Raw genomic sequence first — 21,093 nt, 5'->3', positions numbered from 1 at the left:
GACGGCAGCGCGTCGAGCGTGCTGCGCGGCAGGATGTTCGGCAGGCTCAGGATCACGCCGAGGAGGCACACCACCCAGATGGCGACCTTCTTCCACGGGGCGAAATACATCATCGACGGCAAGCTCTCAAAAATCACTCGGCACGGACGGGGCGGACCGGGGACGCCACGCGTGGACGTGGGTCGGCCCGATCTGCCTGGACCGCAGGGCGCGCACGGTACAATGCACGCCACGGTTTAGCTACGCCGAAGTGGATTCCATGTCGACAAGCCGCGCCAGATCGGCCGCCATCTCCGGCGGCACATATTCGACCAGCAGATCCGGGCCGAGGGCCGCGCTGGCGATCGGGCGCCAGCCCCGGGTCGCGGCGACGCTGCCGGCGAAGGCGATGCGGTTCCGCTCGCCGCCGCCGATCACCGGCGCGATGAAGACATGGGCAAGGTCGACCCGCCCGGCCTCCAGCAACAGGCCGAGCAGGCGCGGGCCGCCTTCGACCATGACCGAGGCGACCGGCCGGCCAAGCCGCGCCACCATGGCCGGCCCAACCAGCGCGTCGAACAGGGCGTCGGCGGGCACGCCGTCGGGCAGGGTCACCATGGCGGCCGAGGGCGGCAGCAGCGCCTGTAGCGGGGCCAGCCGGGCCGCGGCCGCCGCCTCGACAAAGAACACGGTCGGGGCATCGGCCGACAGCAGCCCGGCCTTCCAGCGCTCCAGCCGCCGCGGCAGGGCGGCCAGGGCCCGGCCATTCGGGTCGTACACCAGGCGCAACGGCTGGCGGTGGCGCTCGCCCGCCGCGTCGCGCACGGTCAGCGCCGGGTCGTCGGCCAGCACGGTGCCGGCACCGACCAGGATCGCGTCGTATTTCTGGCGCAGCCAATGGGTGTGGGCCCGCGCCGCCTTGCCGGTCAGCCAGCGTTCGGCACCGTCATCATAGGCCAGCTGACCGTCGAGGGTCTGGGCCCATTTCGCCGCCACCAGCGGCCGGCCGAGCCGCTGCCGCAACAGGAAAGGCGTGTGCCAGGCCGCGGCCTCCGCCGCCAGCACGCCGACATCGACCGCGATATCGGCGGCCCGCAGCCGCGCCAGCCCGGCGCCGTCGACCAGCGGATTGGGATCGCGCAGCGCGACGACGCAGCGTGCCAGCCCCACCGACGCCAGCAGATCGGCGCAGGGCGGCTGCCGGCCATGATGGCTGCAGGGTTCGAGGGTGACATAGGCCGTGGCGCCGTGGAGCGCGGAGCGATCGGCCACCGCCTCGATCGCGACCCGTTCGGCATGGCGCTCGCCGATCCGTTCGGTGGCGCCGCGCGACACCACCTGGCCGTCGCGGACGATCACGCAGCCGACCACGGGATTCGGATCCGACAGCCCATTGTGGGTCATCGCCATCCGCAGCGTCTCCAGCATCCAACGCTCATCATCGCCAGACACGGAAACGGAAGGGGCCGCGCTGCGCAGCCCTTCAGGCAGCGTGTCCTGCAGCACGCCACCGAAGCCGAACCCGGGCCGCAGCGAGAGCGCGGCCACCGGGGCCTGCGCCGGTCTGCCGCCCACCGCCTTGGACGTCAAGGCTTGGCCAGACGCCGGAACCCCGCCGCCCCGGCGGCGCGGGGCAGCCGCTCGATCTGGGCGGACAGCTCCGGCAGATCGATCTGGTGGGCGTGCTTCCGGACCTTGGCTTCGAGGTACTGGATGTTGTGTTCGGTGACGAACACGCCGGTCGGCACGATCTCGACCACCTCGATGCCGGCGGCTTCGAGCTGCTTGGCCTTGTCGGGGTTGTTGGTCAGCAGCCGGATCCGGTGGACGCCGAGCGCCTGCAGCATCTGCGCGGCCGGGGTGAAGTCGCGCATGTCGTGCGGGAAGTTCAGCCGCTCATTCGCCTCATAGGTGTCGAGGCCCTGGTCCTGCAGCACATAGGCGTCGAGCTTGGCGTAAAGGCCGATGCCCCGCCCCTCCCGCCGGAGATAGAGGACGAAGCCGCCCTCCTTGCCGATGCGGTGCAGGGCGTCGTTCAGCTGCGGGCCGCAGTCGCAACGCTGCGAACCGAACACGTCGCCGGTCAGGCATTCCGAATGCACCCGCACCAGCGGCGGGTCGCGCCCCTCCGGCCCCAACGCGATGGCGAAATGCTCTTCACCGTCGGCAAAGCCGCGGAAGGTTTTGAAGACACCGGTGCCCGCGCCATCCAGGATGGGGATGGTGACGGTGGTGCGGATCTCGACCGGTGTCTGCATCAGGGTCCTCGCCGGCCGCGCCGCGACCGAGCCACGTGAAGTCTGGGCCTCAATATCGGTCGGCAACCGGCACATTCCCAGCCCCGCCGAACGGAAACCCGCCATGCGGCGGCGAGATGCGCCCATATCGCCGAACATATGCCCCGATGCAAGGCCGGACTGGCGGCCCGGCAAGAGCTACGGCGACAGGTCGCGGATCTCGTGCACCGACGCGATCCGCGTGCCGTCCCAGTGATAGGTCAGGTGCCGTTCCTGCCGCACCGGGGTCAGCACGGTGTGCGGCCGGAACACGGCGGCGCATTGCCCGCCGGCGTGGCGGACGCTGTCATAGGCGATGCCGTGGGAGCCCGCATCACGTAGCCTGCGCCCCAGCGCTTGGCCGGCAGCATAGTCGACGGGGTCGTAGACATCAGGCAGTTCGGCACCGAGGCCGCGGATGTCGTGCAGGTCCCCCGACAGCCGGTTGACCAGGACCCGCATGTCGATCGTGGTCGGCGGCGTCGCCGTCGCGGCGAAGAAGCGGCTGCGGTGATGGCTGGTCTCCGCCACCGCCGTCGCCAGCGCCGCGGCACCGTAATAGGCGCCGTAGGTGCCGTCGGTGAAGCGGCTGCCATCCGGGTGCAGATGGGTGAAGGCGGCCATGATGAAGCTGGTGCCCGGGCCGCTCATCCGCTCCTCCGGCGGAATCAGCGCGATCTCCCCGGCCTGGTCGCGCAGCCGGTCGTTGGTCAGGGATTCCAGCGCGATCAGCGCCTCCCAATCCTCCGGCGGGGCGATGCGCTCGAACAGGTCGATCGGCGGAAACCGGCTGGGGATGATGCGCCAGCACGACTCCCAGTCGACGGGGCGGACCGCCGGGATCAGGCTCGACTGCGTCAGGCCCAACCGCCGCGCTCCGCATCCAGGTAGCGGCGCACCACGAACAGGTCGGCGACATGGCCCGACAGCATGCGGTCGAGCGCCGACCGGCCGCCGAAGGGCGAGGCCAGGTTCGGCCGCCGCACCCAGCCATCGGCCAGGCCGGCATCCTTGAACAGGATCTGCAGCGCCCGGTAGATGCCGAGGATGTAAGAGATCCGCTCCAGCGTGTCTGGCGACGGGTGGCCGGCGGCGCCGGATTTCCAGCGATAGAAGGTCGCCTTGGAGGGGCGGCCGAGCAGCACGCGCTTCTCCTCGTCCTTCAGCCCCCAGGCCTCGGCGATGGCGAAGAACGCATTCAACCCCGCACGGGCCATCCGCCCTTCCTCGCCGCGCGGCAGGGCCACAGCCCGTTGCGCCTCCATCATCGCCTCTCCAATTCATCTCATTTGAGATCATTAGTCTCATTTGAGATGAAATATAAGTGCGATTGCGTCGGATGGCAAGCCCTCGCCGTTGCGCATCGCTCGCCTGCGTTTCGCGCCGATTGACGAAGCGCACCGGCCATGTCTGAGTTATCGTCATGAACGCGAACCGTCCGATGATCACTGCGACCACCAAAACGATTACCGCCACCACTGGCGGGTCGTGCGGGGGTCGTGTGCGCTGATCGGATAGCGCCTCACCGATCCACCAAAGGGCCCCGCCGGCAACGGACGGGGCCCTTGGTCTTTCTGGGTCTCCCTGCGCCGGTCCTCACGCAACGGAGACTTCTCATGGACGACAACGATCACCGCAGCCTCGGCAACCGCCTCGACCTGTTCCACCAGCAGGAGGACGGCCCCGGCATGGTGTTCTGGCACCCACGCGGCTGGGCGCTGTACCGGGTGGTCGAAGACTACATGCGAAGGCGCATGGCCCGGGCCGGCTATCGCGAGGTGCGCACACCGCAGATGATGGCGCGCAGCCTGTGGAACCGCAGCGGCCATTGGGAGAAATTCGGCGCCCAGATGTTCGCCCTGGCGGATGAGGGCCGGATGATGGCGCTGAAACCGATGAGCTGCCCGGGCCATGTCCAGATCTTCAACAAGCGCGTGCGGTCGCATCGCGAGCTGCCGATCCGCTATTTCGAGTTCGGCGCCGTGCATCGCAACGAGCCGTCCGGCGCACTGCAGGGGCTGATGCGCGCCCGCGCCTTCGTCCAGGACGACGCCCATGTGTTCTGCCTGGACGACCAGATCGAGGCTGAGGTCTCCCGGTTTTGCGACCTGCTGCGCCAGGTCTATGCCGATTTCGGCTTCGCCGGCTTCGACGTGGCCTTCGCCACACGGCCGGCGCAGCGGGCCGGGTCGGATGCAGTGTGGGACCGGGCCGAGGCGGCGCTGGCGCAGGCGGCGCGGGGGGCCGGCCTGGAGTTCGAGACCCTGCCGGGCGAAGGCGCCTTCTATGGGCCGAAGCTGGAATTCCATCTGCGCGACAACCGCGGCCGGCGCTGGCAATGCGGCGTGATCCAGCTCGACTTCGTGATGCCGGAGCGGTTGGGCGCCACCTATGTCGACGACCACGGCGAACGCGTGGTGCCGGTGATGCTGCACCACGCGGTGCTGGGTAGCCTGGAGCGCTTCATCGGCATCCTGCTGGAGCATCATGACGGCCGCCTGCCGCTGTGGCTGGCGCCGGAGCAGGTCGTCGTCGCCTCGATCGGGGCGGATGACGTCGCCCCGTCCTGCCGCGTCGCGGAGGCGTTCGAGGAGGCCGGGCTGCGCGTCGCCCTGGATGCACGGCCGGAGCGGCTGTCGCGCAAAATCGTCGACGCACGCGAAGATGGCATCCCGGTGCTGGCCGCCATTGGCGCCCGGGAGGCGCGGGACGGCACGGTGGCACTGCGGTTCCGCGACGGAAGGCAGGAATCGATGCCGCTGGCGGGCGCAATCGCCCGGCTGCGCGCGGAGGCGGTGTCGCCAGCGGAGCCCCCTGCCCTTGCCGCCTAGGATATTCGGGGGCGCGGCAGTTTGGGCTTTGCCGCGCCCCGGTTCGGCGCCAAGATCCGCCCGTCCCGTAACGCCGCAGATCGTCGGAGAAAGTCGATGGCCAGCACCTCCTCGGCGGCGGCGGACGGTCGCCTGCACCGTGTCCTCCGCCATCTCGGCAAGGAGATTCGCCACGTCCTGCCGCCGACCCTGTTCTTCCTGGTCGGCTTCAACCTGATCGTGTTCACGCAGAACCTGGTGCTGTCTGAACACCTCGCCCGGTCGGTCAACTTCCTGGTCGCGACCACGGCGGCGCTGGTGGTGGGCAAATCCGTGCTGGTCGCCGACAAGATGCCGTTCCTGCGCCGCTTCGACAACGCGCCGCTGATCCAGCCGATCCTGTTCAAGAGTTTCGTCTACTGGGCCTTCGTCTTCATCGCCCGGCTGCTGGAAGCCTTCATCCACTACGCCGTGGATACGGGCCGGATCGGTGGCTTCGGTGCCGATCTGCTGGAGAATTTCTCCTGGAATCGCTTTCTCTTCATCCAGACTTGGATCCTGGTGCTATTCCTGATCTACACGGCGGCCGCTGAGCTGAACGAACTGTTCGGCGACGGCGAGCTGTGGCGGATCCTGTTCCGGCACCGCTCTTCCGATCTCAAGCAGACGCGGCGGCAGCGCATCCGCACGCTGGCACGCCTGAGCCATCTGACCCAGGCACAGTCGATCTCCGCCCTGAACGATCCCGCCACCCCCGCCCATCGCGAGCTCGTCGGCCGGATCGATCGAAGGGCGCAGGACACCGGCGCGCGGCGCAGCATGGCTGGCCGCTGAATGCGGCGGTTCATCACGGGCTGACAGTCGCGCCGCAGGCGCTATTGTGCCGGCAGACTGCTTGAAGCGATCCTCATGTCCCGACTGACGTCCCTGGCCTTTTCCGGGCTTGCCCTTCTGACCACCCTGCTGATGGCGAATGCCGGCCGCGCCGCCGGCGCCGATGTCGAGGCGACCCTGGCCGTCGACGGGGTTGCCCGCAGCTACATCCTGCATCTGCCACCGGCCGCCACGGGCAGCGAATCATTGCCGCTGGTGATCGTGCTGCATGGCGGCGCCGCCAATGCCGCCAGCGCCGTCGCCCTGACCGGCTTCAGCGCCGAGGCCGATGAGGAAGGCTTCGTCGTCGCCTATCCCAACGGCACCGGCCGCGCCAAGCCGACCGCCGAGACCGCCAACCAGTTCAGCTGGAATGCCGGCGATTGCTGCGGTTCGGCGATGCGGCAGGAGGCCGACGATATCGGTTTCGTGCGGGCGCTGGTGGCCAGGATCGAACAGGACCACGCGATCGATCAGCGGCGCATCTACGCGGCCGGCTTCTCTGCCGGCGGCATGATGGCCTACCGCCTGGCCTGCGAGGCCGACGATCTCTTTGCCGGCGTGGCCGTAGTCTCGGGCGCCATCCTGGTGCCGTCCTGCACGCCGAAGCAGCCGGTCTCGGTGATCGACATCCACGGCACCGACGACACCGCCGTCCCGATCGACGGCACCCCGGAGCGAGAGAGCTACGCCCGGGCCAAGTTCCCCCCGGTGCGGGAATCGGTGGCGTTCTGGGCCGCTTTCAACGGCTGCAAGGCGGAGCCGGTGGCGCGGGAATCGGTGCCGGGCGTCCAGGCGCAGGATTACCCGGATTGCCGCGACGGCACCGCGGTGCGCTATGACGTGGTCGATGGAGGCTATCACGCTTGGCCGGATGGCAGCGTGACCCGCGGCTTCGTCGCCACGCCGCGGATCTGGCATTTCTTCGCCGACCATCCGCGACCGTAGCCGGACCGATCACTCCGGCAGGCCGAGGTCGCGCCGCAACTGCGCTGCCGTGTCATCCCCGGCAGCCAGGGCTTGGCCTTGCAGCCGGGCGACGGCGCGGATCGACAGCGCGTTGGTCAGCAGCAGCGCCTCCGCCCGTACGAGATCCTCGACCATAAGCGGCCGTTCCACCGCCTGCAGCCGCCCGCGAACCTCCGCCCGCATGATCCCGGGCAGGGCGCCTTCCGCGGGCGGCGGCGTCACCCAGACCCCGTCGATCCAGGCGAACAGGTTGGCGATGGTGGTTTCCGCCACCCGGCCGTCGGTGTTCAGCATCACCGCGTCGTCGGCGCCCTGCCCTGCAGCCTCGCGCCGCGCCAGCACCGCGTCGAGGTAGTTGAGCGACTTGACCCGGCTGAGCGGGGAATGCTGGTTGCGGCAGGTGCTGCGGGCGACGACCAGCGTTACCGGACTCTGCGGCGAAGCACCGGCATGGCCGGCCACCAGCACCGTCGGCACCGGGTTCGGTGGCGGCAGCACGCCGCGCGGTCCTGGGCCGCGGCTGACGGTCAGGCGCAGGGCCCCGCGGTCGATCCCTTCCGCGGCGATGATGGCAGCGCAGGCATCGGCCAGGGCGGCGCCATCGAAGGGCAGCGGAATCCCCAGCACGGCGCAGCCATCGGCGAGGCGCGCCAGATGCCGGTCCAGCCAGACGGCGGCGCCGTCCTGCACCCGGATGGTCTCGAACAGCCCGTCGCCGAGGGTGAAGCCGCGATCGGCAGGGTCGATCCGCGCCGCATCGGCCGCCAGCATTCGCCCGTTCAGCCAGGGCATCAGCCGGCCCCCGCCAGCGCCTGCAGCAGCTGCCGCACCTTCACCATCGCCTCGTCATACTCTTCATCCGGATCGGAATCGTAGACGATGCCGCCGCCGGCCTGGGCCGCGACCTGGCCGTTGGCGCCGCACAGCGTGCGGATCACGATGCTGGAATCCATCGAGCCGTCGAAGCCGAGATGGATCACCGACCCGCAATAGGGCCCGCGCCGCGCCGGCTCGAGCATGCGGATGATCTCCATCGCCCGGATTTTCGGCGCGCCGGTGATCGACCCGCCGGGGAAGCAGGCGCGCAGCAGGTCGACCGCACCATGCCCCGCGGCCAGTCGCCCTTCCACCACCGACACCAGGTGGTGGACGCGCGGAAAGCTCTCCAGCCCGCACAGCACCGGCACCCGCACGGTGCCGACGGCGCAGACCCGGGACAGGTCGTTGCGCAAGAGGTCGACGATCATCAGGTTCTCGGCCCGGTCCTTGGTGCTGGCCTGCAGCTCGGCCGCCAGGGCGGCATCCGTCGCTGGGTCGACACCGCGCGGCCGCGTGCCCTTGATCGGCCGGGCCTCGACCCGCCCATCGGGATCGACCGACAGGAACCGTTCCGGCGAAGCGCTGGCGATCCAGCGGCCCGCCCCGAAATCGAGGAAGGCGGCGAAGGGCGCCGGCGACAGCGCCCGCAGCCGCCGATGCAGCGTGAACGGGTCCAGCCCGTCCGGCAAATCGGCCAGGAAGCGCTGGGTCAGGTTGGCCTGGTAGATGTCGCCGGCGGCGATCCAGTCCCGGATGCGCCTGACACCGTCGCGATAGGCGTCCGCCGGGGTTTCCGCCCGCCAGATGCCGTGCAGCGCCACCTCCGGCGGTGGCAGCGGCGGGGCGGCGGCGATGGTGCCGGCCAGATCGTCGGCCCGGGACGCGGCCCGCCGGCTTTGCGCAGCAGCCTCCGTCTCGGGCCAGCCGGTCGACAGCACGAAGGCCCGCTGCTCCAATGCGTCGAACACGGCGACGCAGTCATACAGGCCGAACGCGGCATCCGGCAGGTCCAGCCCTTCGGCCCGGGGCGCCGGCATCCGGTCCACGAAGCGCCCGGCCTCATAGCCGAGCCAGCCGATCGCCCCCGGCCCGAGCGGCGGCAGGCCATGGCCCGGCTCGATCCGGTAGCGCGCCAGCAGGTCGGCCAGGGTGGCGAAGGGATCCGCCGCATCCTCCCCGGCCGCGACCTCGACCCGCCGGAACGGATCGGCCGCGACCAGCGACCACCGGCCGCGCACGCTATCGACCAGGGCGGAATCGAGCAGCACCGGCCAATCGCGATGCCGGATCGCGGCGAAGGCCTCGACCGGGTCGCGCCAGGGGATCGGCCGGCACAGCAATGGCGACATCGCGGCGGCTGCCGCGGACGATGGAGGGAACGGGGTGGCCAGACGATCGTTCACGTTCAAAAGCGGGCTCTGTGACGGTCGGCCCGAACCTAGCATGCGGCGGATGCGGATACAGCCGGTCCGCCGCGCCTTCGGGAGACGGCCATGGAATACGTTTCGCGCGCGGTCTTCTTTCTCGTCAGCGTCATCCTGATGCTGCTGGCGGGCGGTTTGATGGCCTATGCGGTCTATTCGGTGTGGATGACGCTGCAGACGCCCGAGGCCGCGACCGACACCGCCCTGCTCGACGTCATCGGCTATCTCATCATCGCCATCGCGGTGTTCGACGTCGCCAAATACCTGCTGGAGGAAGAGGTGCATCGCGGCCAAGAGCGGCGGCGCACCTCCGAGGTCCGGAAAAGCCTGACCAAGTTCATGTCGACCATGGTCATCGCCGTGTTCCTGGAGGCGCTGGTGACCATCTTCAAGGTCGCGCGCGACGACGTGAACCTGATGCTGTACCCGACCGCCCTGATCGTGGCCGGCACCGGCATGATGCTCGGTCTCGGCCTGTTCCAGCGGCTCAGCGCCTCGGTGGAGCAGGATGTCGAGGGCGGCACCGTCGATGACGGGCAGGACGACCGCAAGTCCGGCACGCCTCGGCGCCGGCGATCGAAGCCCGCCCTGCCCTGACGCCTGCCGTCAGATACCCGAGCCGGCAATGGTATCCGGCCCCGGCCGGGCGGTGCCGTCGGGCCGCAGCCGCAGCAGCCATTCGCGGCCGACCTTCACCATCGGCTTGCCGTCATATTCGACGATGTCGGCGGTGGCGTAGGTCTCGCTCCAGCGCTCCGGCAGGAAGCTGCCGGTGCCGACCACGTCGATCGGCGCGCGCGCCAGCGCCATCACCCGGCACTTGGCCGGGCTGAAGCCGCTGGACACCACGATGCGGACCTTGCCGAAGCCGGCCTCGTCCAGCTTGTCGCGCAGATGGTGGATCGCGGCGGCCGAGACACCGGTGCCGATCAGATGGCGCAGTTCTTCTTCGCTGCGATAGCCGCGCACCGCCTCCGGCACGTGCCGTTCCAGCACGGCATAGGATTCGCCGGGGTCCAGCCCTTCCATGTAGCGGCCGCCGCCGGTGTCGATGCGCACGGACAACCGCCCGGCCGCGGCCATGTCCGGGAAGCGGCGGCAGACCTCCAGCCCGTCGCTGACCTCGCGGGCGAAGTAATCGACCAGCACGGTCAGCGAATCGTCGGGGAAGACCTCGTGGAACATCTCGGCCGCCCGCACGGTCGAGCCGGCATAGCCGATCAGGGCGTGTGGCATGGTGCCGAAGCCGGCCGGCTGGCCGAAGAAATGCGCCGTCGCATCGGTGGCGTTGCCGATGAAGCCCTTGGCGTCATGCTTGCGCTTGGCGCGGGCGGACCCGACGCTTGCGGCATAGGCCATCTCCTCCGCCATCTCGGTCCCGGCGCAATGCCGGGCATCCATCGCCAGGAAGCCTGCGCGGGGCAGCTCGGCACACATGGTGTAGGCGTTGTAGGCAGCGACGCAGGCGGGGCCCAGCTTCTGCAGCAGCACCGTCTCGCAATCGACGAGATGGCGCAGCGGGCCGGTGATGTAGAGCATCGGCTCGCCGGAGCCGACCCATTTGCCTTCGCGATAGCGCAGGTCGATCTCGACCGCGAAGCCCCGCTCCTGCGCCACCTGCTGCAGCCATTCGATCGCTAGCCGCGGCGCGGACACCACCGGCCGCCGCATGAAGATGGCATAGGTGACGCGGGTGTCGCCGAAGCGCTCCACGATTCCCTTGGTGCGCATGAAGTACTTGTCGGTCCAGCGTGACAGATCGTCGACCGAAGGGATCATGGCCACCATTCCTTTGACGAACAGGGGGCTGGGCGGCCGGCCAACCACCGCAAGGCGGGGCCGGCCGGCACCGGTTGTTATTCCGCCGCTGCGGCGCGGCGGGCCGCGTCCCGGGTGCTGCGTTCCTGCTTCAGCTTCTCGGCGATCAGGAAAGCGAGCTCGAGCGACTGGCTGGCGTTCAGCCGCGGGTCGACCGCGGTCTGGTAGCGCAGCGACAGCGCCTCGTCGGTGATCGCCTGGGCGCCGCCGGTGCATTCGGTGACGTCCTGGCCGGTCATCTCGAAATGCACGCCGCCGGGATGGGTGCCCTCGGCCCGGTGCACGTCGAAGAAGTCCCGCACCTCGGACAGGATCCGGTCGAACGGCCGGGTCTTGTAGCCGGAGGGCGAGGTGATGGTGTTGCCGTGCATCGGGTCGCAGCACCAGACCACGTTGCGGCCTTCGTCCCGCACCCGGCGCAGCAGCGGCGGGAACTTGTCGGTGACCTTGTCAGCACCCATGCGCACGATCAGGGTCAGCCGGCCCGCCTCGTTCTCCGGGTTCAGCGCGTCGATCAGCCGGATCAGGTCGTCGGGGTCGAGCGACGGGCCGCACTTCAGGCCAAGCGGGTTCTTCACCCCGCGCAGGAACTCGACATGCGCGCCATCGGCCTGGCGGGTGCGATCGCCGGCCCACAGCAGATGGGCGGAGACGTCGTACCAATCGCCCGTGGTGCTGTCGACGCGGGTCAGCGCCTGCTCATAGGGCAGCAGCAGCGCCTCATGGCTGGTGTAGAAATCGGTCTCGCGGATCGCCGGCGTGGTCTCGGCATTGACGCCGCAGGCCGCCATGAACTCCAGCGCCTCGTCGATCCGGCTGGCGAAGGCCTCGTAGCGTTCGCCCTGCGGCGACCGGGTGACGAAGCCGAGATTCCACTGATGCACCTTGTGCAGGTCGGCATAGCCGCCCTGGGCGAAGGCGCGCAGCAGGTTCAGCGTGGCGGCCGACTGGTTGAAGGCCTGCACCATCCGTGCCGGGTCCGGCACGCGGGACGCCTCGTCGAAATCGACGCCGTTGATGATGTCGCCGCGATAGGAGGGCAGCGTGACGCCGTCGATCGTCTCCAGATCGGCGGAGCGCGGCTTGGCGAACTGGCCGGCCATGCGGCCGACCTTCACCACCGGCAGGCCGCCGCCGAAGGTCAGCACCACCGCCATCTGCAGCAGCACGCGGAAGGTGTCGCGGATCTTGTCCGGGTGGAATTCGGCGAAGCTTTCGGCGCAGTCGCCGCCCTGCAGCAGGAACGCCTTGCCGTCGGCCACGCGGCCGAGCGCCGCCTTGAGCGAGCGGGCTTCGCCGGCGAAGACCAGCGGCGGGTACTTCGACAGGGTCTGTTCCGCCGCCGCCAGCTTGGCCGCGTCGGGATAGTTCGGCATCTGCTTCACCGGCTTCGCGCGCCAGGACTCAGGGGTCCACCGTTCCGCCATCACCGTCACTCCACACCTTTCGATCATGCCCGCCGCCATCTGTTGCACAGGCGGGCATGGACCGGATGCGAGGCTATACGCCCGCCCACCCGTCATTTCCAGCGTCGCAGCGCCGGGCCCGGCTGGCAAGGATCGCAATCATTCTCCGTTGCACACCTCGCATTCTCGCCAGGGATGGCGGTATTTTAGCGACATGCGTCCGTTCGCCCCGGCGCGGCCATGATTGCGGTGCATCTGTGGCGGGGGAGAGATCAGGGAGTTCCGATGATGCGTGCCCTATCGGCCTTGGCCGCCGTGATCCTGCTGGCGGCCGGCCCTGCCATGGCGGACGACATGGTGCTGAAGTTCACCACCGACAGCATCGGCAAGGCGCTGAAGAACACCGGCCATGGCGACTACACCGTCGACAAGGACGAGTCCGGCGACCCGAGGCTGACACTGTCCGGCGGCGACAGCGGCGCCGATAACATCCGCATCTACTTCTTCGAGTGCAACGCCAAGGGCCTGTGCGAAGACATCATGCTGCAGGGCAATTATTCGACCGAGAAGACGGTCTATGCCAGCGTGATCAACGCCTGGAACTCCGACAACCGCTGGACCCGCGCCTACATCAACAGCGTCAAGGCGCCGGTGCTGGAAATGGACATCAACGCCACCGGCGGCATCGGCAAATCGGCCATCGAGGTGCTGCTGAACACCTATTTCTCCGCCGTATCCGACTTCGCCACCCATATAGGCGTGAAGCAGTAGGACCGGACGGAGCGTCTTCCGCCGCGCGCTATCGCGGCCGGTCCGTGGCGATCAGCAGGAAGGGCGGCCCCCGGCGTTCCTGTTCCAGCGCCGGCCGGGCCGCCAGCGCCTCGGGCACCGGCCCGGGCTCCTCCAGCCGTGCCAGCACCAGCCCGGCACCGATCAGGGTGCCGACATAGGTCTGGATCGTGCGGTGATGCTTGATCACGCCGTCGACGAACCAGCGGGTCTGCCGCGGCCCTTCCTCGCCATAGCGGTCGACCCGCCAATGCAGCCGTCGCCCTTCGGCATCACATTGCCACTGGCTGCCGCCCAGCGCCGTGCACATCGGATGTTCGACCGAAAAGGCGAAGCGGCCGCCGGGCGCCAACGCCGCCGCGATCCGCCGGACTGCGGCCGGATAGTCCGCGACATAGTGCAGGGCGAGCGACGACACGATCAGGTCGAAGCCACCCTCGCCCATCGCCACCGTCTCGATCGAGGCCTGCTCGTAGCAGATGGCGGGATCGGCGGTGCGGCGCCGGGCCTCGGCCAGCATCTTGGCCGAGACGTCGACCGCCAGCACCGAGGCCGCGCCCTGCACCCGGGCGGCGCGGGCGAAGTTGCCGAAGCCGCAGCCGAGATCGAGGATGCGCAGGCCGGCCAGCGACGCCGGCAGCAGCCGGGCGAAGGCCGGCTGCTCCAGCACCGCGTTCAGCCCGCTTTCGCTTTCGCGCAGGGCCGCATAACCGGCGAAGAACGCCGGATCGTCATAGACGTTCTGCGGTCCGTCCGTCATGGCCTGACCGTCACTGCTTGACCGTCACTGCGCCAGGCCGGGGCTGGCCGGGCGTTCGACCTTGCTGCGCATGGTGACGAATTCCTCCGCCGCGGTCGGGTGGATGCCGATGGTGGCGTCGAACTGCGCCTTGGTGGCACCGCAGGTCAGGGCGATCCCCAGCCCCTGGGTGATCTCCGGCGCATCGCTGCCGACCATGTGGCAGCCCAGCACGCGGTCGGTCTTGGGGTCGACCACCAGCTTCATCAGCGTGCGCTCTTCCCGGCCCGACAGGGTGTGGCGCATCGGCCGGAACACGGCGCGGTAGACGTCGACCTCGCCGTATCGCTCCCGCGCCGCGGCTTCGGTCAGCCCAACCGTGCCGATCGGCGGGTTCGAAAACACCGCCGTCGGGATGTTCTCATAGGACGGCACCCGCGGCCGGCCGCCGAACAGGGTGTCGGCCAGGGCGTGGCCTTCGGCGATCGCCACCGGGGTCAGGTTCACCCGGTCGGTGACGTCGCCCAGCGCGTAGATGTTGGGCACGCTGGTGCGGTACTGCTCGTCGACGACGATCGCGATATCGGCGTCGCGGGCGATGCCCAGGGCCTCGAGCCCCAGCCCCGCCGTGTTCGGCTTGCGGCCGGTGCAGTACATCACGCCATCAGCGGCGATGACTTCCCCATCATTCAGGCTCACGGCGAGGTGCTGACCGACCTTGGCAATGCCCTCGACCTCGGCGCCGAGGCGCAGCGTGATCCCGGACTTGCCCATCTCGGCGGCAAGATGCACGCGCAGGTCGTCATCGAAGCCGCGCAGCACCATGTCGCCGCGATGCACCAGCGTCACCTCGGCCCCCAGGCCGTGGAAGATGCCGGCGAATTCGACCGCGATGTAGCCGCCGCCGACGATGACGATGCGCTGCGGCATCCGCTCCAGATGGAACGCCTCGTTCGAGGTGAAGGCGTGCTCCTTGACGCCGGGACGGTCCGGCAACACCGGCCAGCCGCCGGTCGCGACCAGGATGCGGTCGGCGGTCACGCGCTTGCCGCCGACATCGATGGTGTGGGCGTCCACCAGCACGGCCCGGGCGTCGAACATGGTGACGCCGGCATTGGTCAGCAGGGTGCGGTAGATCCCGTTCAGCCGGCCGATCTCGGCATCCTTGCGGGCGATCAGCGTCGCCCAGTCATGCGTCGCGCCGGGGACGGTCCAGCCGAAGCCGGCGGCATCCTCGAAATCGGCGGAGAAATGCGCCGCCATGGCCAGCAGCTTCTTCGGCACGCAGCCGACATTGACGCAGGTGCCGCCCCAGTAGCGTTCCTCGGCGATGCCGACCCGGGCGCCGTGCTGGGCCGCGATCCGGGCTGAGCGGACGCCGCCCGATCCGCCGCCAATGACGAAGTAGTCGAAATCGTAGCTGGCCATGATTGAGTCCCGGGGGATACGAAGCGAAACCGCGGATGTGGTCTGGCCAGGCGGCCAGTACCAACGGGATTTGCACATGACAGGATGCCGGCGCAAGATCCCCGGCACAACAACGCGACACCATGGCCCCCGATCTTCGCCGCCGGATCCACGCGATCCTCGACCCCAACGGGCGCAGCCGCCTGGCCGTCGCAGCCCGCACCGCACAGATCATCGCGGTGATCACGGGCCTCGTCCTGGCTGCCCTCAGCACCGAGCCGACGGTGCCGATCGAGGCCGATATGCTGCGCCTGCCCTTCATCTTCCTCGTGATCGTCTTCGCCATCGAATACGGGCTGCGGCTGTGGACCGCGATCGAGGCGCCGGGTCGCGCCGACCGGTCGGCCTGGGCGGTGCGGCTGCGCTGGGCGCTGTCGCCCACCGGGTTGATCGACGCCGCCGCCCTGCTGCCGATCGTGCCGATCCTGGTGCAGCCCGGCGCGACGATGCTGCAGACTGCGGCCGGCGGGATCGAGATGATCTGGGTGCTGAAGCTGATCCGTTACGTCCCCGGCATCGCCGTGCTCGGCCGTGTCCTGCGCAACGAGCGGCAGACGCTGAGCGGCGTCATGCTGATGTTCGGCTCGGTCGTGGTGATCGCGGCGACGCTGGCGCATCTGGTCGAAGGTGCCGCGCAGCCCGCCCATTTCGGCAGCAGTCCCCGGGCACTGTGGTGGGCGATGGCGACCCTGACCACCACCGGCTACGGCGACGCCGTGCCGGTCACCCCGCTCGGCCGGATGCTGGGCTCCACGGTGATGATCGCGGGCATCATGGTGCTGGCGCTGCTCGCCGGTATCCTCGCCACCGGCTTTGCCGACGAGATCCGGCGGCGCGATTTCGTGCGGATCTGGGCGCTGGTGGCGGAGGTGCCGTTCTTCCGCACCGCCGGCGCCGCCGCGATCGGCGAAATCGCCCGGGCGCTGCGGCAGAAGGAGGTTTCCGTCGGCGGCACCATCATCCGCCGCGGCGAGGTCGGCGACTGCATGTATTTCATCGTCCGGGGCGAGGTCGAGGTGCGCCTGCCCGAGCCGGTGATCCTGGCCGAAGGCTCCTTCTTCGGCGAGGTCGCGCTGCTGCACGACGGGCTGCGCACCGCCACCGTGGTGGCGCACACCGCCTGTTCGCTGCTGGTGCTCGACGCCGCCGATTTCCGCTACATGGCGGGCCAGCGCCCGGATCTGGCCGAGGCGATCGCCGAAGAAGGGCGCCGCCGCACCGCGCCGTCGAACCCTACGGCTTGACCAGGCGGAACAGCAGCTTGTCTTCCGCCCCATAGGTCACGGCGTCGATCAGCCTGGGATAGTAGCGCGGGTCCTTCGGCACCGGCACGAAGCCGTCGAAGCCGAACTTCTTCAGCGACACCGAGAACCCTGCCGCCGTGAACGCCGCGGCATAGTCGTCCGGCGACCGGTCCTGCACCGGTGCATTGGTGATCCCGGCAATCAGGGTGCGCCAGCGCGGCCACAGCGGGCTATCGGTGTGGCAGCCGGTGACCGCGTAGTAGACGCCGCCGGGCCGCAGCGCCCGGAATATCTGGGTGGCATGATCGGCGATGTCGGGCAGCAGGTAGATCACCTCATAGCTGAAGGCGATGTCGAAGCCGCCGGCCCAGGGGGCCAGGTCGGTGGCCACGCGGTGGTCGACCGGCAGGTCGCCCTTCGCCGCTTCGGCCGCGGCGATCGATTCGGTGGCAATGTCGACGCCGAGTCCCGACCGGAACGGCCGCGTCGCGTGCAGCAGCTGTAGGAAGTCGCCGCGGTTGCAGCCGAAATCGAGGACGTCCCTGTCGGCCAGGTCGGTTTCCGGCACGAGGCCGATGAAATGCCGCCAATACGGCCGGTGGCCATCCGCCATCGCGACTTCGCGGTCGCGATCGGCATGCCAGGTGCCGTAATTCGCCTGGGCGGTGGTCATGGCGCTGTCTCGCTGTCCGGTGGGCGGCGCCGGATCAGGGCCGGCCCGCTGGGAAGAGCGCGACTGTATCGCCGCGCTTCCATGTCGTCACCCGCCGGATCGACAGGGACGTCTACGCCTTGCGCAGCACCTCGACCCCGCCATCCGCGCCACCGACGATCGCCGGCTCCGCGCCGCCGAGGAACAGTCCGGTCTCGACGACGCCGGCGATCGTCTTGATCCGGGCCTGCAGGCCCAGGGGGTCGCGGATCGGCGCGAAGCCGCCGCAGTCGAGGATCAGATTGCCGCCATCGGTGCGGATCGGCGCGCCGTCGCCTCCCAGCCGAACATGGTGACCTCGACCGGCAGCGGCGCCTTCTCGCCCAGCGTCCCGACGATCTTGGAGGCGTCGACCACGGCGATGAAGCGGCCCGCGGCCTCGGCGACGATCTTCTCGCGCAGCAGGGCGGCGCCCAGCCCCTTGATCAGGCGCAGCGTGCCGCGTTCGACCTCGTCGGCGCCGTCGATGCAGAGGTCCAGCGCCTCGGTCTCGGCGAAATCCGTCAGCGGAATGCCGAGCTCGCGCGCCCGCGCCGCCGTCTGCTCCGAGGTCGGGATGCCGGTGACCCGCAGCCCCTCCTGCCGGATCCGCCGGGCCAGGGCTTCCAGCACCCAGCGCACCGTCGAGCCGGTGCCGAGCCCCAGCCGCATGCCGTCCTCGACCAGGGCGGCCGCGGCGTCGCCCGCGGCGCGCTTGCCTGCTTCCTGTGGCGACAGGACCGGATCCGCCATCATTCACCCCGCCATCGAGAAAAAAGGTCCGGCCCGATAGGGGCCGGACGCGTCGGCCGTCAGCTGTTCAGGCCGCCCATGCACAGGTACTTGATCTCGAGATAATCCTCGATGCCGTATTTCGAGCCCTCGCGGCCCAGCCCGCTCTCCTTCACCCCGCCGAACGGGGCGACGGCGGTGGAGATCAGCCCTTCATTGATGCCGACGATGCCGTATTCCAGCGCCTCGCCGACCCGCCAGATCCGGCCGATGTCGCGGCTATAGAAATAGGAGGCCAGGCCGAATTCGGTGTCGTTGGCCATCTGGATCGCTTCCGCCTCGGTCTTGAAGCGGAACAGCGGCGCGAGCGGGCCGAACGTCTCCTCCCGCGCCACCTTCATGTCGGGCGTCACGTCGGTCAGGATGGTCGGCTCGAAGAAGGTGCCGCCGAGGGCGTGGCGCTTGCCGCCGAGGGCGACATGGGCGCCCTTCTCGACCGCATCGGCAATGTGCTCCTCGATCTTCTCCACCGCCTTCATGTTGATCAGCGGGCCCTGCTGCGCACCGTCGGTCATGCCGTCCGAGACCTGCAGTTTCGCCACCGCCGCCGACAGCTTGGCGACGAAGGCGTCATAGACGCCGTCCTGCACCAGCAGCCGGTTGGCGCAGACGCAGGTCTGGCCGGTGTTGCGGTATTTCGAGGCAATCGCTCCCACCACCGCCGCGTCGAGATCGGCGTCGTCGAACACGATGAACGGGGCATTGCCGCCCAGCTCCATCGACACCTTCTTCACCGTGGCTGCGGCCTGCTGGATCAGCAGCTTGCCGATCTCGGTCGACCCGGTGAAGGTCACCTTGCGCACGGTCGGGCTGCTGGTCATCTCGCCGCCGATCTCGCTGGAGGCGCCTGTTATGACCGAGAAGACGCCCGTGGGAATGCCGGCCCGTTCGCCCAACTCGGCCAGCGCCAGCGCCGAATAGGGCGTCTCGCTGGCCGGCTTCACCACCATCGTGCAGCCGGCGGCCAAGGCGGCGCCCGCCTTACGGGTGATCATCGCGGCCGGGAAGTTCCAGGGCGTGATCGCGGCGCAGACGCCGATCGGCTGCTTGAGCACGATGATGCGGCGGTCGCCGGCGGGCGCCGGGATCGTGTCGCCGTAGATCCGCTTGCCCTCTTCGGCGAACCATTCGATGAAGCTGGCGGCATAGGCGATCTCGCCGCGGCTTTCGGCCAGGGGCTTGCCCTGCTCGGCCGTCATCAGCTTCGCCAGATCCTCCTGATTCGCCATCATCAGGTCGAACCAGCGGCGCAGGATGGCGAATCGCTCCTGCGCCGTCTTGGCCCGCCAGGCCGGCCAGGCCTTGTCTGCAGCGGCGATCGCACGGCGGGTTTCGGCCCCGCCGGCCCGCGGCACCGTGCCCAGCTTGGCGCCGCCGGCCGGGTTGGTGACATCGATCACCCTGTGGTCATCCGCGTCGACCCAGCGGCCGTCGATGTAGCATTGCTGGCGGAAAAGCTTCGAGTCGCTGAGCTGCATCGGTCCCGATCTCCCGTGTTTCCCGGCGGACAGGCCGCCATGATTCCGCGTGATTTGTAGCGCGGGCATTCCCAGCCGGCCAAGCAGTCTCGGAAAGCTGCTATGCGCCGGACGCGGACCTCGCCTCGCTTCGCCAAGGTTCAAAACCGGAACATCGCCCGCTTATGTCGGACGATGAGGGGGTTATCAGGCATTGTGACCGTCGTCACTCAAATAGCGGTGACAGTTAATTGAACCACTCGACTTTCCAGCATCGGGTTCACGGCCACCCGATTAGGCGTATGGAGCGAGCCATGCACTCCGCAAAAACCGAATAACTTTTTTACGGACTGCTGGAATACATGTTGCGGCACCGCTCCAATACTGGTGTTCCAAATCGGGCGAGAATTTGGCGGCAGCGTGTCATTTTCGCTTGGCGGAAAGTATTTCAGAATGTTACTAGACGTCCTTGCCGGTGAGGGGGCGATGACTGGTGTCATCGGACGAGCCGGACGGAAAGGTGCTGCATCCGATTGGAGCACCAAGGGAGCGAGTGAAGTCCGGTTGAACAGCGCAGGGGGGACGGGCCAGTGATGACCCGCGACACTGAAGATGCTTCAGTTATCCAACGTCGGGCCAAGCGCCCAATCAGTACCCTCACTGTCAGTCTGTTAACGCTCGCGTGTAGCGTCGGGTTCCTCACCCAGACTGCATTTGCCGATTCCCGCACCACGCGGGACCTGAATGCGGCGGCTGCCGCAGCCGGCGGCCACGCGGTCCACCGCTTCGAAACCGCGGCCAAGACGGCCGATGCAGCCGCCCAGCCGGATCAGACTCCGGTCGCGCAGGCCCCATTGCCGGTCCGCCGCGCCGTCCAAACCTCAACCGCCCCGGTCACGGCACAGCCTGCAGTCGCCCGCGGCACGGAACAGCGCCAGATCCAGCGCGTCGCCATGCTGAAGGGTGAACGTCGCAGCTGGTCTTGTGTTCCCTTCGCTCGCGAATTGACCGGTTTCCAGATTTCCGGCGATGCCTATCGCTGGTGGGATGGCGCCGCCGGCCGTTATAGCCGCGGCCATATGCCGGCGACCGGTTCGGTCATCGTGCTGAAGAGCACCCGCGGCATGCGCAGCGGCCACGTCGCCGTGGTGCGCCGGGTGGTCAGCGCCCGCGAGATCATCGTCGATCACGCCAACTGGGCCCCGCGTGGCCGCGTGAACGAGCCGACCCGGGTGATCGACGTGTCGCGCAACAACGATTGGAGCCAGACCCGCTTCTGGCATCAGCCGAGCGGCCAGATGGGCACCACCGTCTATCCGACCTACGGCTTCATCTATCCGCAGAACACCCAGGTCGCCGAACGCGACTGACGCCTCCCCCGGCGCTGACGATCCAGGGCCTGTCCGCGATCCGCGGGCAGGCCCTTTTCATTTCCGCCAATCGCCATCGCATTGGTATTTATCCCGGGACTGGCCCAACGATTCCATGGGTCCCGCAACTAAATAAACGTCATAATTCTCCAAATATTAATCTCATGACA

20 protein-coding genes are annotated in these 21,093 nt (G+C 68.9%); 7 read left to right on the top strand and 13 right to left on the bottom strand.

The genetic code is table 11. The annotated features are described in order from the left end of the window. Nucleotides 1-240: 240 nt before the first annotated feature. The 4 genes from ribD to AC3XYG_RS28910 all read right to left on the bottom strand — a co-directional run bounded on the left by ribD (nt 241) and on the right by AC3XYG_RS28910 (nt 3,523). On the bottom strand, nt 241-1,527 hold the full coding sequence (gene ribD, locus AC3XYG_RS28925) for a bifunctional diaminohydroxyphosphoribosylaminopyrimidine deaminase/5-amino-6-(5-phosphoribosylamino)uracil reductase RibD (protein WP_489143339.1): 1,287 nt from the start codon (nt 1,525-1,527) through the stop codon (nt 241-243). A gap of 38 nt (nt 1,528-1,565) precedes the next feature. Further along, entirely contained in the window at nt 1,566-2,237 is a 672-nt protein-coding gene (locus AC3XYG_RS28920) for a GTP cyclohydrolase II (RefSeq protein ID WP_489143338.1), read from the bottom strand. A 177-nt stretch (nt 2,238-2,414) separates the two neighbouring features. Beyond that, nucleotides 2,415-3,122, bottom strand: coding sequence for an RES family NAD+ phosphorylase (locus AC3XYG_RS28915; RefSeq protein ID WP_489143337.1), 708 nt, complete (start codon nt 3,120-3,122; stop codon nt 2,415-2,417). Next, nucleotides 3,113-3,523 carry an MbcA/ParS/Xre antitoxin family protein gene (locus AC3XYG_RS28910; protein WP_489143336.1) on the bottom strand — a complete coding sequence of 137 codons (411 nt, stop codon included), beginning with the start codon at nt 3,521-3,523 and terminating at the stop codon, nt 3,113-3,115. Before AC3XYG_RS28910 ends, AC3XYG_RS28915 begins: the two co-directional genes overlap by 10 nt. Nucleotides 3,524-3,871: 348 nt before the next feature. Here AC3XYG_RS28910 and thrS point away from each other — a divergent pair, with 348 nt between their 5' ends. From thrS to AC3XYG_RS28895, 3 genes are all read left to right on the top strand, one after another. Further along, nucleotides 3,872-5,086, top strand: a complete 1,215-nt coding sequence (gene thrS, locus AC3XYG_RS28905; protein ID WP_489143335.1) for a threonine--tRNA ligase — start codon at nt 3,872-3,874, stop codon at nt 5,084-5,086. 96 nt (nt 5,087-5,182) lie between these two features. Continuing rightward, nucleotides 5,183-5,899, top strand: coding sequence for a hypothetical protein (locus AC3XYG_RS28900; protein ID WP_489143334.1), 717 nt, complete (start codon nt 5,183-5,185; stop codon nt 5,897-5,899). A gap of 75 nt (nt 5,900-5,974) precedes the next feature. Next, complete coding sequence (locus AC3XYG_RS28895; protein ID WP_489143333.1) at nt 5,975-6,886, top strand: extracellular catalytic domain type 1 short-chain-length polyhydroxyalkanoate depolymerase; 912 nt, start codon at nt 5,975-5,977, stop codon at nt 6,884-6,886. Between the two features lie 9 nt (nt 6,887-6,895). Here AC3XYG_RS28895 and AC3XYG_RS28890 read toward each other — a convergent pair whose 3' ends face one another. Next, nucleotides 6,896-7,699: an aminotransferase class IV gene (locus AC3XYG_RS28890; protein ID WP_489143332.1), complete on the bottom strand. Its 804-nt coding sequence runs from the start codon at nt 7,697-7,699 to the stop codon at nt 6,896-6,898. Next, complete coding sequence (pabB, locus tag AC3XYG_RS28885) at nt 7,699-9,075, bottom strand: aminodeoxychorismate synthase component I (protein ID WP_489143331.1); 1,377 nt, start codon at nt 9,073-9,075, stop codon at nt 7,699-7,701. The genes AC3XYG_RS28890 and pabB overlap by 1 nt, the downstream gene beginning before the upstream one ends. Nucleotides 9,076-9,219: 144 nt before the next feature. On the opposite strand from pabB, the gene AC3XYG_RS28880 reads away from it, so the two are divergent. Further along, nucleotides 9,220-9,747 (top strand): hypothetical protein, encoded by a 528-nt coding sequence (locus tag AC3XYG_RS28880; RefSeq protein ID WP_489143330.1) that lies wholly within the window; start codon nt 9,220-9,222, stop codon nt 9,745-9,747. Between the two features lie 9 nt (nt 9,748-9,756). On the opposite strand, the gene AC3XYG_RS28875 is transcribed toward AC3XYG_RS28880, so the two are convergent. Continuing rightward, a complete protein-coding gene (locus AC3XYG_RS28875) occupies nt 9,757-10,929 on the bottom strand; it encodes a nicotinate phosphoribosyltransferase (RefSeq protein ID WP_489143329.1) in 1,173 nt (390 codons plus the stop codon). 77 nt (nt 10,930-11,006) lie between these two features. Next, nucleotides 11,007-12,395, bottom strand: coding sequence for a class II 3-deoxy-7-phosphoheptulonate synthase (locus AC3XYG_RS28870; RefSeq protein ID WP_489143328.1), 1,389 nt, complete (start codon nt 12,393-12,395; stop codon nt 11,007-11,009). Nucleotides 12,396-12,659: 264 nt separating this feature from the next. Between AC3XYG_RS28870 and AC3XYG_RS28865 the strand changes: the two genes are divergently transcribed. Then, nucleotides 12,660-13,145: a YbjN domain-containing protein gene (locus AC3XYG_RS28865; protein WP_489143327.1), complete on the top strand. Its 486-nt coding sequence runs from the start codon at nt 12,660-12,662 to the stop codon at nt 13,143-13,145. Nucleotides 13,146-13,173: 28 nt separating this feature from the next. Here the strand turns inward: AC3XYG_RS28865 and AC3XYG_RS28860 are convergent, their stop codons facing one another. Together AC3XYG_RS28860 and gor are read right to left on the bottom strand one after the other, a co-directional pair. Continuing rightward, nucleotides 13,174-13,923: a class I SAM-dependent methyltransferase gene (locus tag AC3XYG_RS28860; protein WP_489143326.1), complete on the bottom strand. Its 750-nt coding sequence runs from the start codon at nt 13,921-13,923 to the stop codon at nt 13,174-13,176. A gap of 24 nt (nt 13,924-13,947) precedes the next feature. Further along, nucleotides 13,948-15,330 (bottom strand): glutathione-disulfide reductase, encoded by a 1,383-nt coding sequence (gene gor, locus AC3XYG_RS28855; RefSeq protein ID WP_489143325.1) that lies wholly within the window; start codon nt 15,328-15,330, stop codon nt 13,948-13,950. A gap of 122 nt (nt 15,331-15,452) precedes the next feature. Between gor and AC3XYG_RS28850 the strand changes: the two genes are divergently transcribed. Further along, nucleotides 15,453-16,613: a cyclic nucleotide-gated ion channel gene (locus AC3XYG_RS28850; RefSeq protein WP_489143324.1), complete on the top strand. Its 1,161-nt coding sequence runs from the start codon at nt 15,453-15,455 to the stop codon at nt 16,611-16,613. Here AC3XYG_RS28850 and AC3XYG_RS28845 read toward each other — a convergent pair. The 3 genes from AC3XYG_RS28845 to gabD form a co-directional block, all read right to left on the bottom strand. Next, nucleotides 16,603-17,286 carry a class I SAM-dependent methyltransferase gene (locus AC3XYG_RS28845; protein WP_489143323.1) on the bottom strand — a complete coding sequence of 228 codons (684 nt, stop codon included), beginning with the start codon at nt 17,284-17,286 and terminating at the stop codon, nt 16,603-16,605. The two genes, AC3XYG_RS28850 and AC3XYG_RS28845, sit on opposite strands and share 11 nt — an antisense overlap. 276 nt (nt 17,287-17,562) lie before the next feature. Beyond that, nucleotides 17,563-18,060: a ribose 5-phosphate isomerase A gene (gene rpiA, locus AC3XYG_RS28840; protein ID WP_489143322.1), complete on the bottom strand. Its 498-nt coding sequence runs from the start codon at nt 18,058-18,060 to the stop codon at nt 17,563-17,565. Between the two features lie 56 nt (nt 18,061-18,116). Then, complete coding sequence (gene gabD, locus AC3XYG_RS28835) at nt 18,117-19,574, bottom strand: NADP-dependent succinate-semialdehyde dehydrogenase (protein WP_489143321.1); 1,458 nt, start codon at nt 19,572-19,574, stop codon at nt 18,117-18,119. Between the two features lie 572 nt (nt 19,575-20,146). Here gabD and AC3XYG_RS28830 point away from each other — a divergent pair. Continuing rightward, nucleotides 20,147-20,923: a CHAP domain-containing protein gene (locus tag AC3XYG_RS28830; protein WP_489143320.1), complete on the top strand. Its 777-nt coding sequence runs from the start codon at nt 20,147-20,149 to the stop codon at nt 20,921-20,923. Nucleotides 20,924-21,093: the final 170 nt, after the last annotated feature.

This window comes from Inquilinus sp. (genome assembly GCF_057815775.1).
This window is presented reverse-complemented; position numbering and strand designations above follow the sequence as displayed.

What these genes read in the sequence shown, in the direction of transcription:
- AC3XYG_RS28850 (WP_489143324.1), top strand. Translation starts at nt 15,453, where the DNA reads ATGGCCCCCGATCTTCGCCGCCGGATCCACGCGATCCTCGACCCCAAC.
- AC3XYG_RS28845 (WP_489143323.1), bottom strand. Translation starts at nt 17,286, where the DNA reads ATGACCACCGCCCAGGCGAATTACGGCACCTGGCATGCCGATCGCGAC.
- thrS (WP_489143335.1), top strand. Translation starts at nt 3,872, where the DNA reads ATGGACGACAACGATCACCGCAGCCTCGGCAACCGCCTCGACCTGTTC.
- AC3XYG_RS28910 (WP_489143336.1), bottom strand. Translation starts at nt 3,523, where the DNA reads ATGATGGAGGCGCAACGGGCTGTGGCCCTGCCGCGCGGCGAGGAAGGG.
- AC3XYG_RS28895 (WP_489143333.1), top strand. Translation starts at nt 5,975, where the DNA reads ATGTCCCGACTGACGTCCCTGGCCTTTTCCGGGCTTGCCCTTCTGACC.
- AC3XYG_RS28870 (WP_489143328.1), bottom strand. Translation starts at nt 12,395, where the DNA reads ATGGCGGAACGGTGGACCCCTGAGTCCTGGCGCGCGAAGCCGGTGAAG.
- AC3XYG_RS28920 (WP_489143338.1), bottom strand. Translation starts at nt 2,237, where the DNA reads ATGCAGACACCGGTCGAGATCCGCACCACCGTCACCATCCCCATCCTG.
- AC3XYG_RS28865 (WP_489143327.1), top strand. Translation starts at nt 12,660, where the DNA reads ATGATGCGTGCCCTATCGGCCTTGGCCGCCGTGATCCTGCTGGCGGCC.
- gabD (WP_489143321.1), bottom strand. Translation starts at nt 19,574, where the DNA reads ATGCAGCTCAGCGACTCGAAGCTTTTCCGCCAGCAATGCTACATCGAC.
- rpiA (WP_489143322.1), bottom strand. Translation starts at nt 18,060, where the DNA reads ATGATGGCGGATCCGGTCCTGTCGCCACAGGAAGCAGGCAAGCGCGCC.
- AC3XYG_RS28900 (WP_489143334.1), top strand. Translation starts at nt 5,183, where the DNA reads ATGGCCAGCACCTCCTCGGCGGCGGCGGACGGTCGCCTGCACCGTGTC.
- gor (WP_489143325.1), bottom strand. Translation starts at nt 15,330, where the DNA reads ATGGCCAGCTACGATTTCGACTACTTCGTCATTGGCGGCGGATCGGGC.
- AC3XYG_RS28880 (WP_489143330.1), top strand. Translation starts at nt 9,220, where the DNA reads ATGGAATACGTTTCGCGCGCGGTCTTCTTTCTCGTCAGCGTCATCCTG.
- AC3XYG_RS28890 (WP_489143332.1), bottom strand. Translation starts at nt 7,699, where the DNA reads ATGCCCTGGCTGAACGGGCGAATGCTGGCGGCCGATGCGGCGCGGATC.
- AC3XYG_RS28875 (WP_489143329.1), bottom strand. Translation starts at nt 10,929, where the DNA reads ATGATCCCTTCGGTCGACGATCTGTCACGCTGGACCGACAAGTACTTC.
- AC3XYG_RS28830 (WP_489143320.1), top strand. Translation starts at nt 20,147, where the DNA reads ATGACCCGCGACACTGAAGATGCTTCAGTTATCCAACGTCGGGCCAAG.
- pabB (WP_489143331.1), bottom strand. Translation starts at nt 9,075, where the DNA reads ATGTCGCCATTGCTGTGCCGGCCGATCCCCTGGCGCGACCCGGTCGAG.
- AC3XYG_RS28860 (WP_489143326.1), bottom strand. Translation starts at nt 13,923, where the DNA reads ATGACGGACGGACCGCAGAACGTCTATGACGATCCGGCGTTCTTCGCC.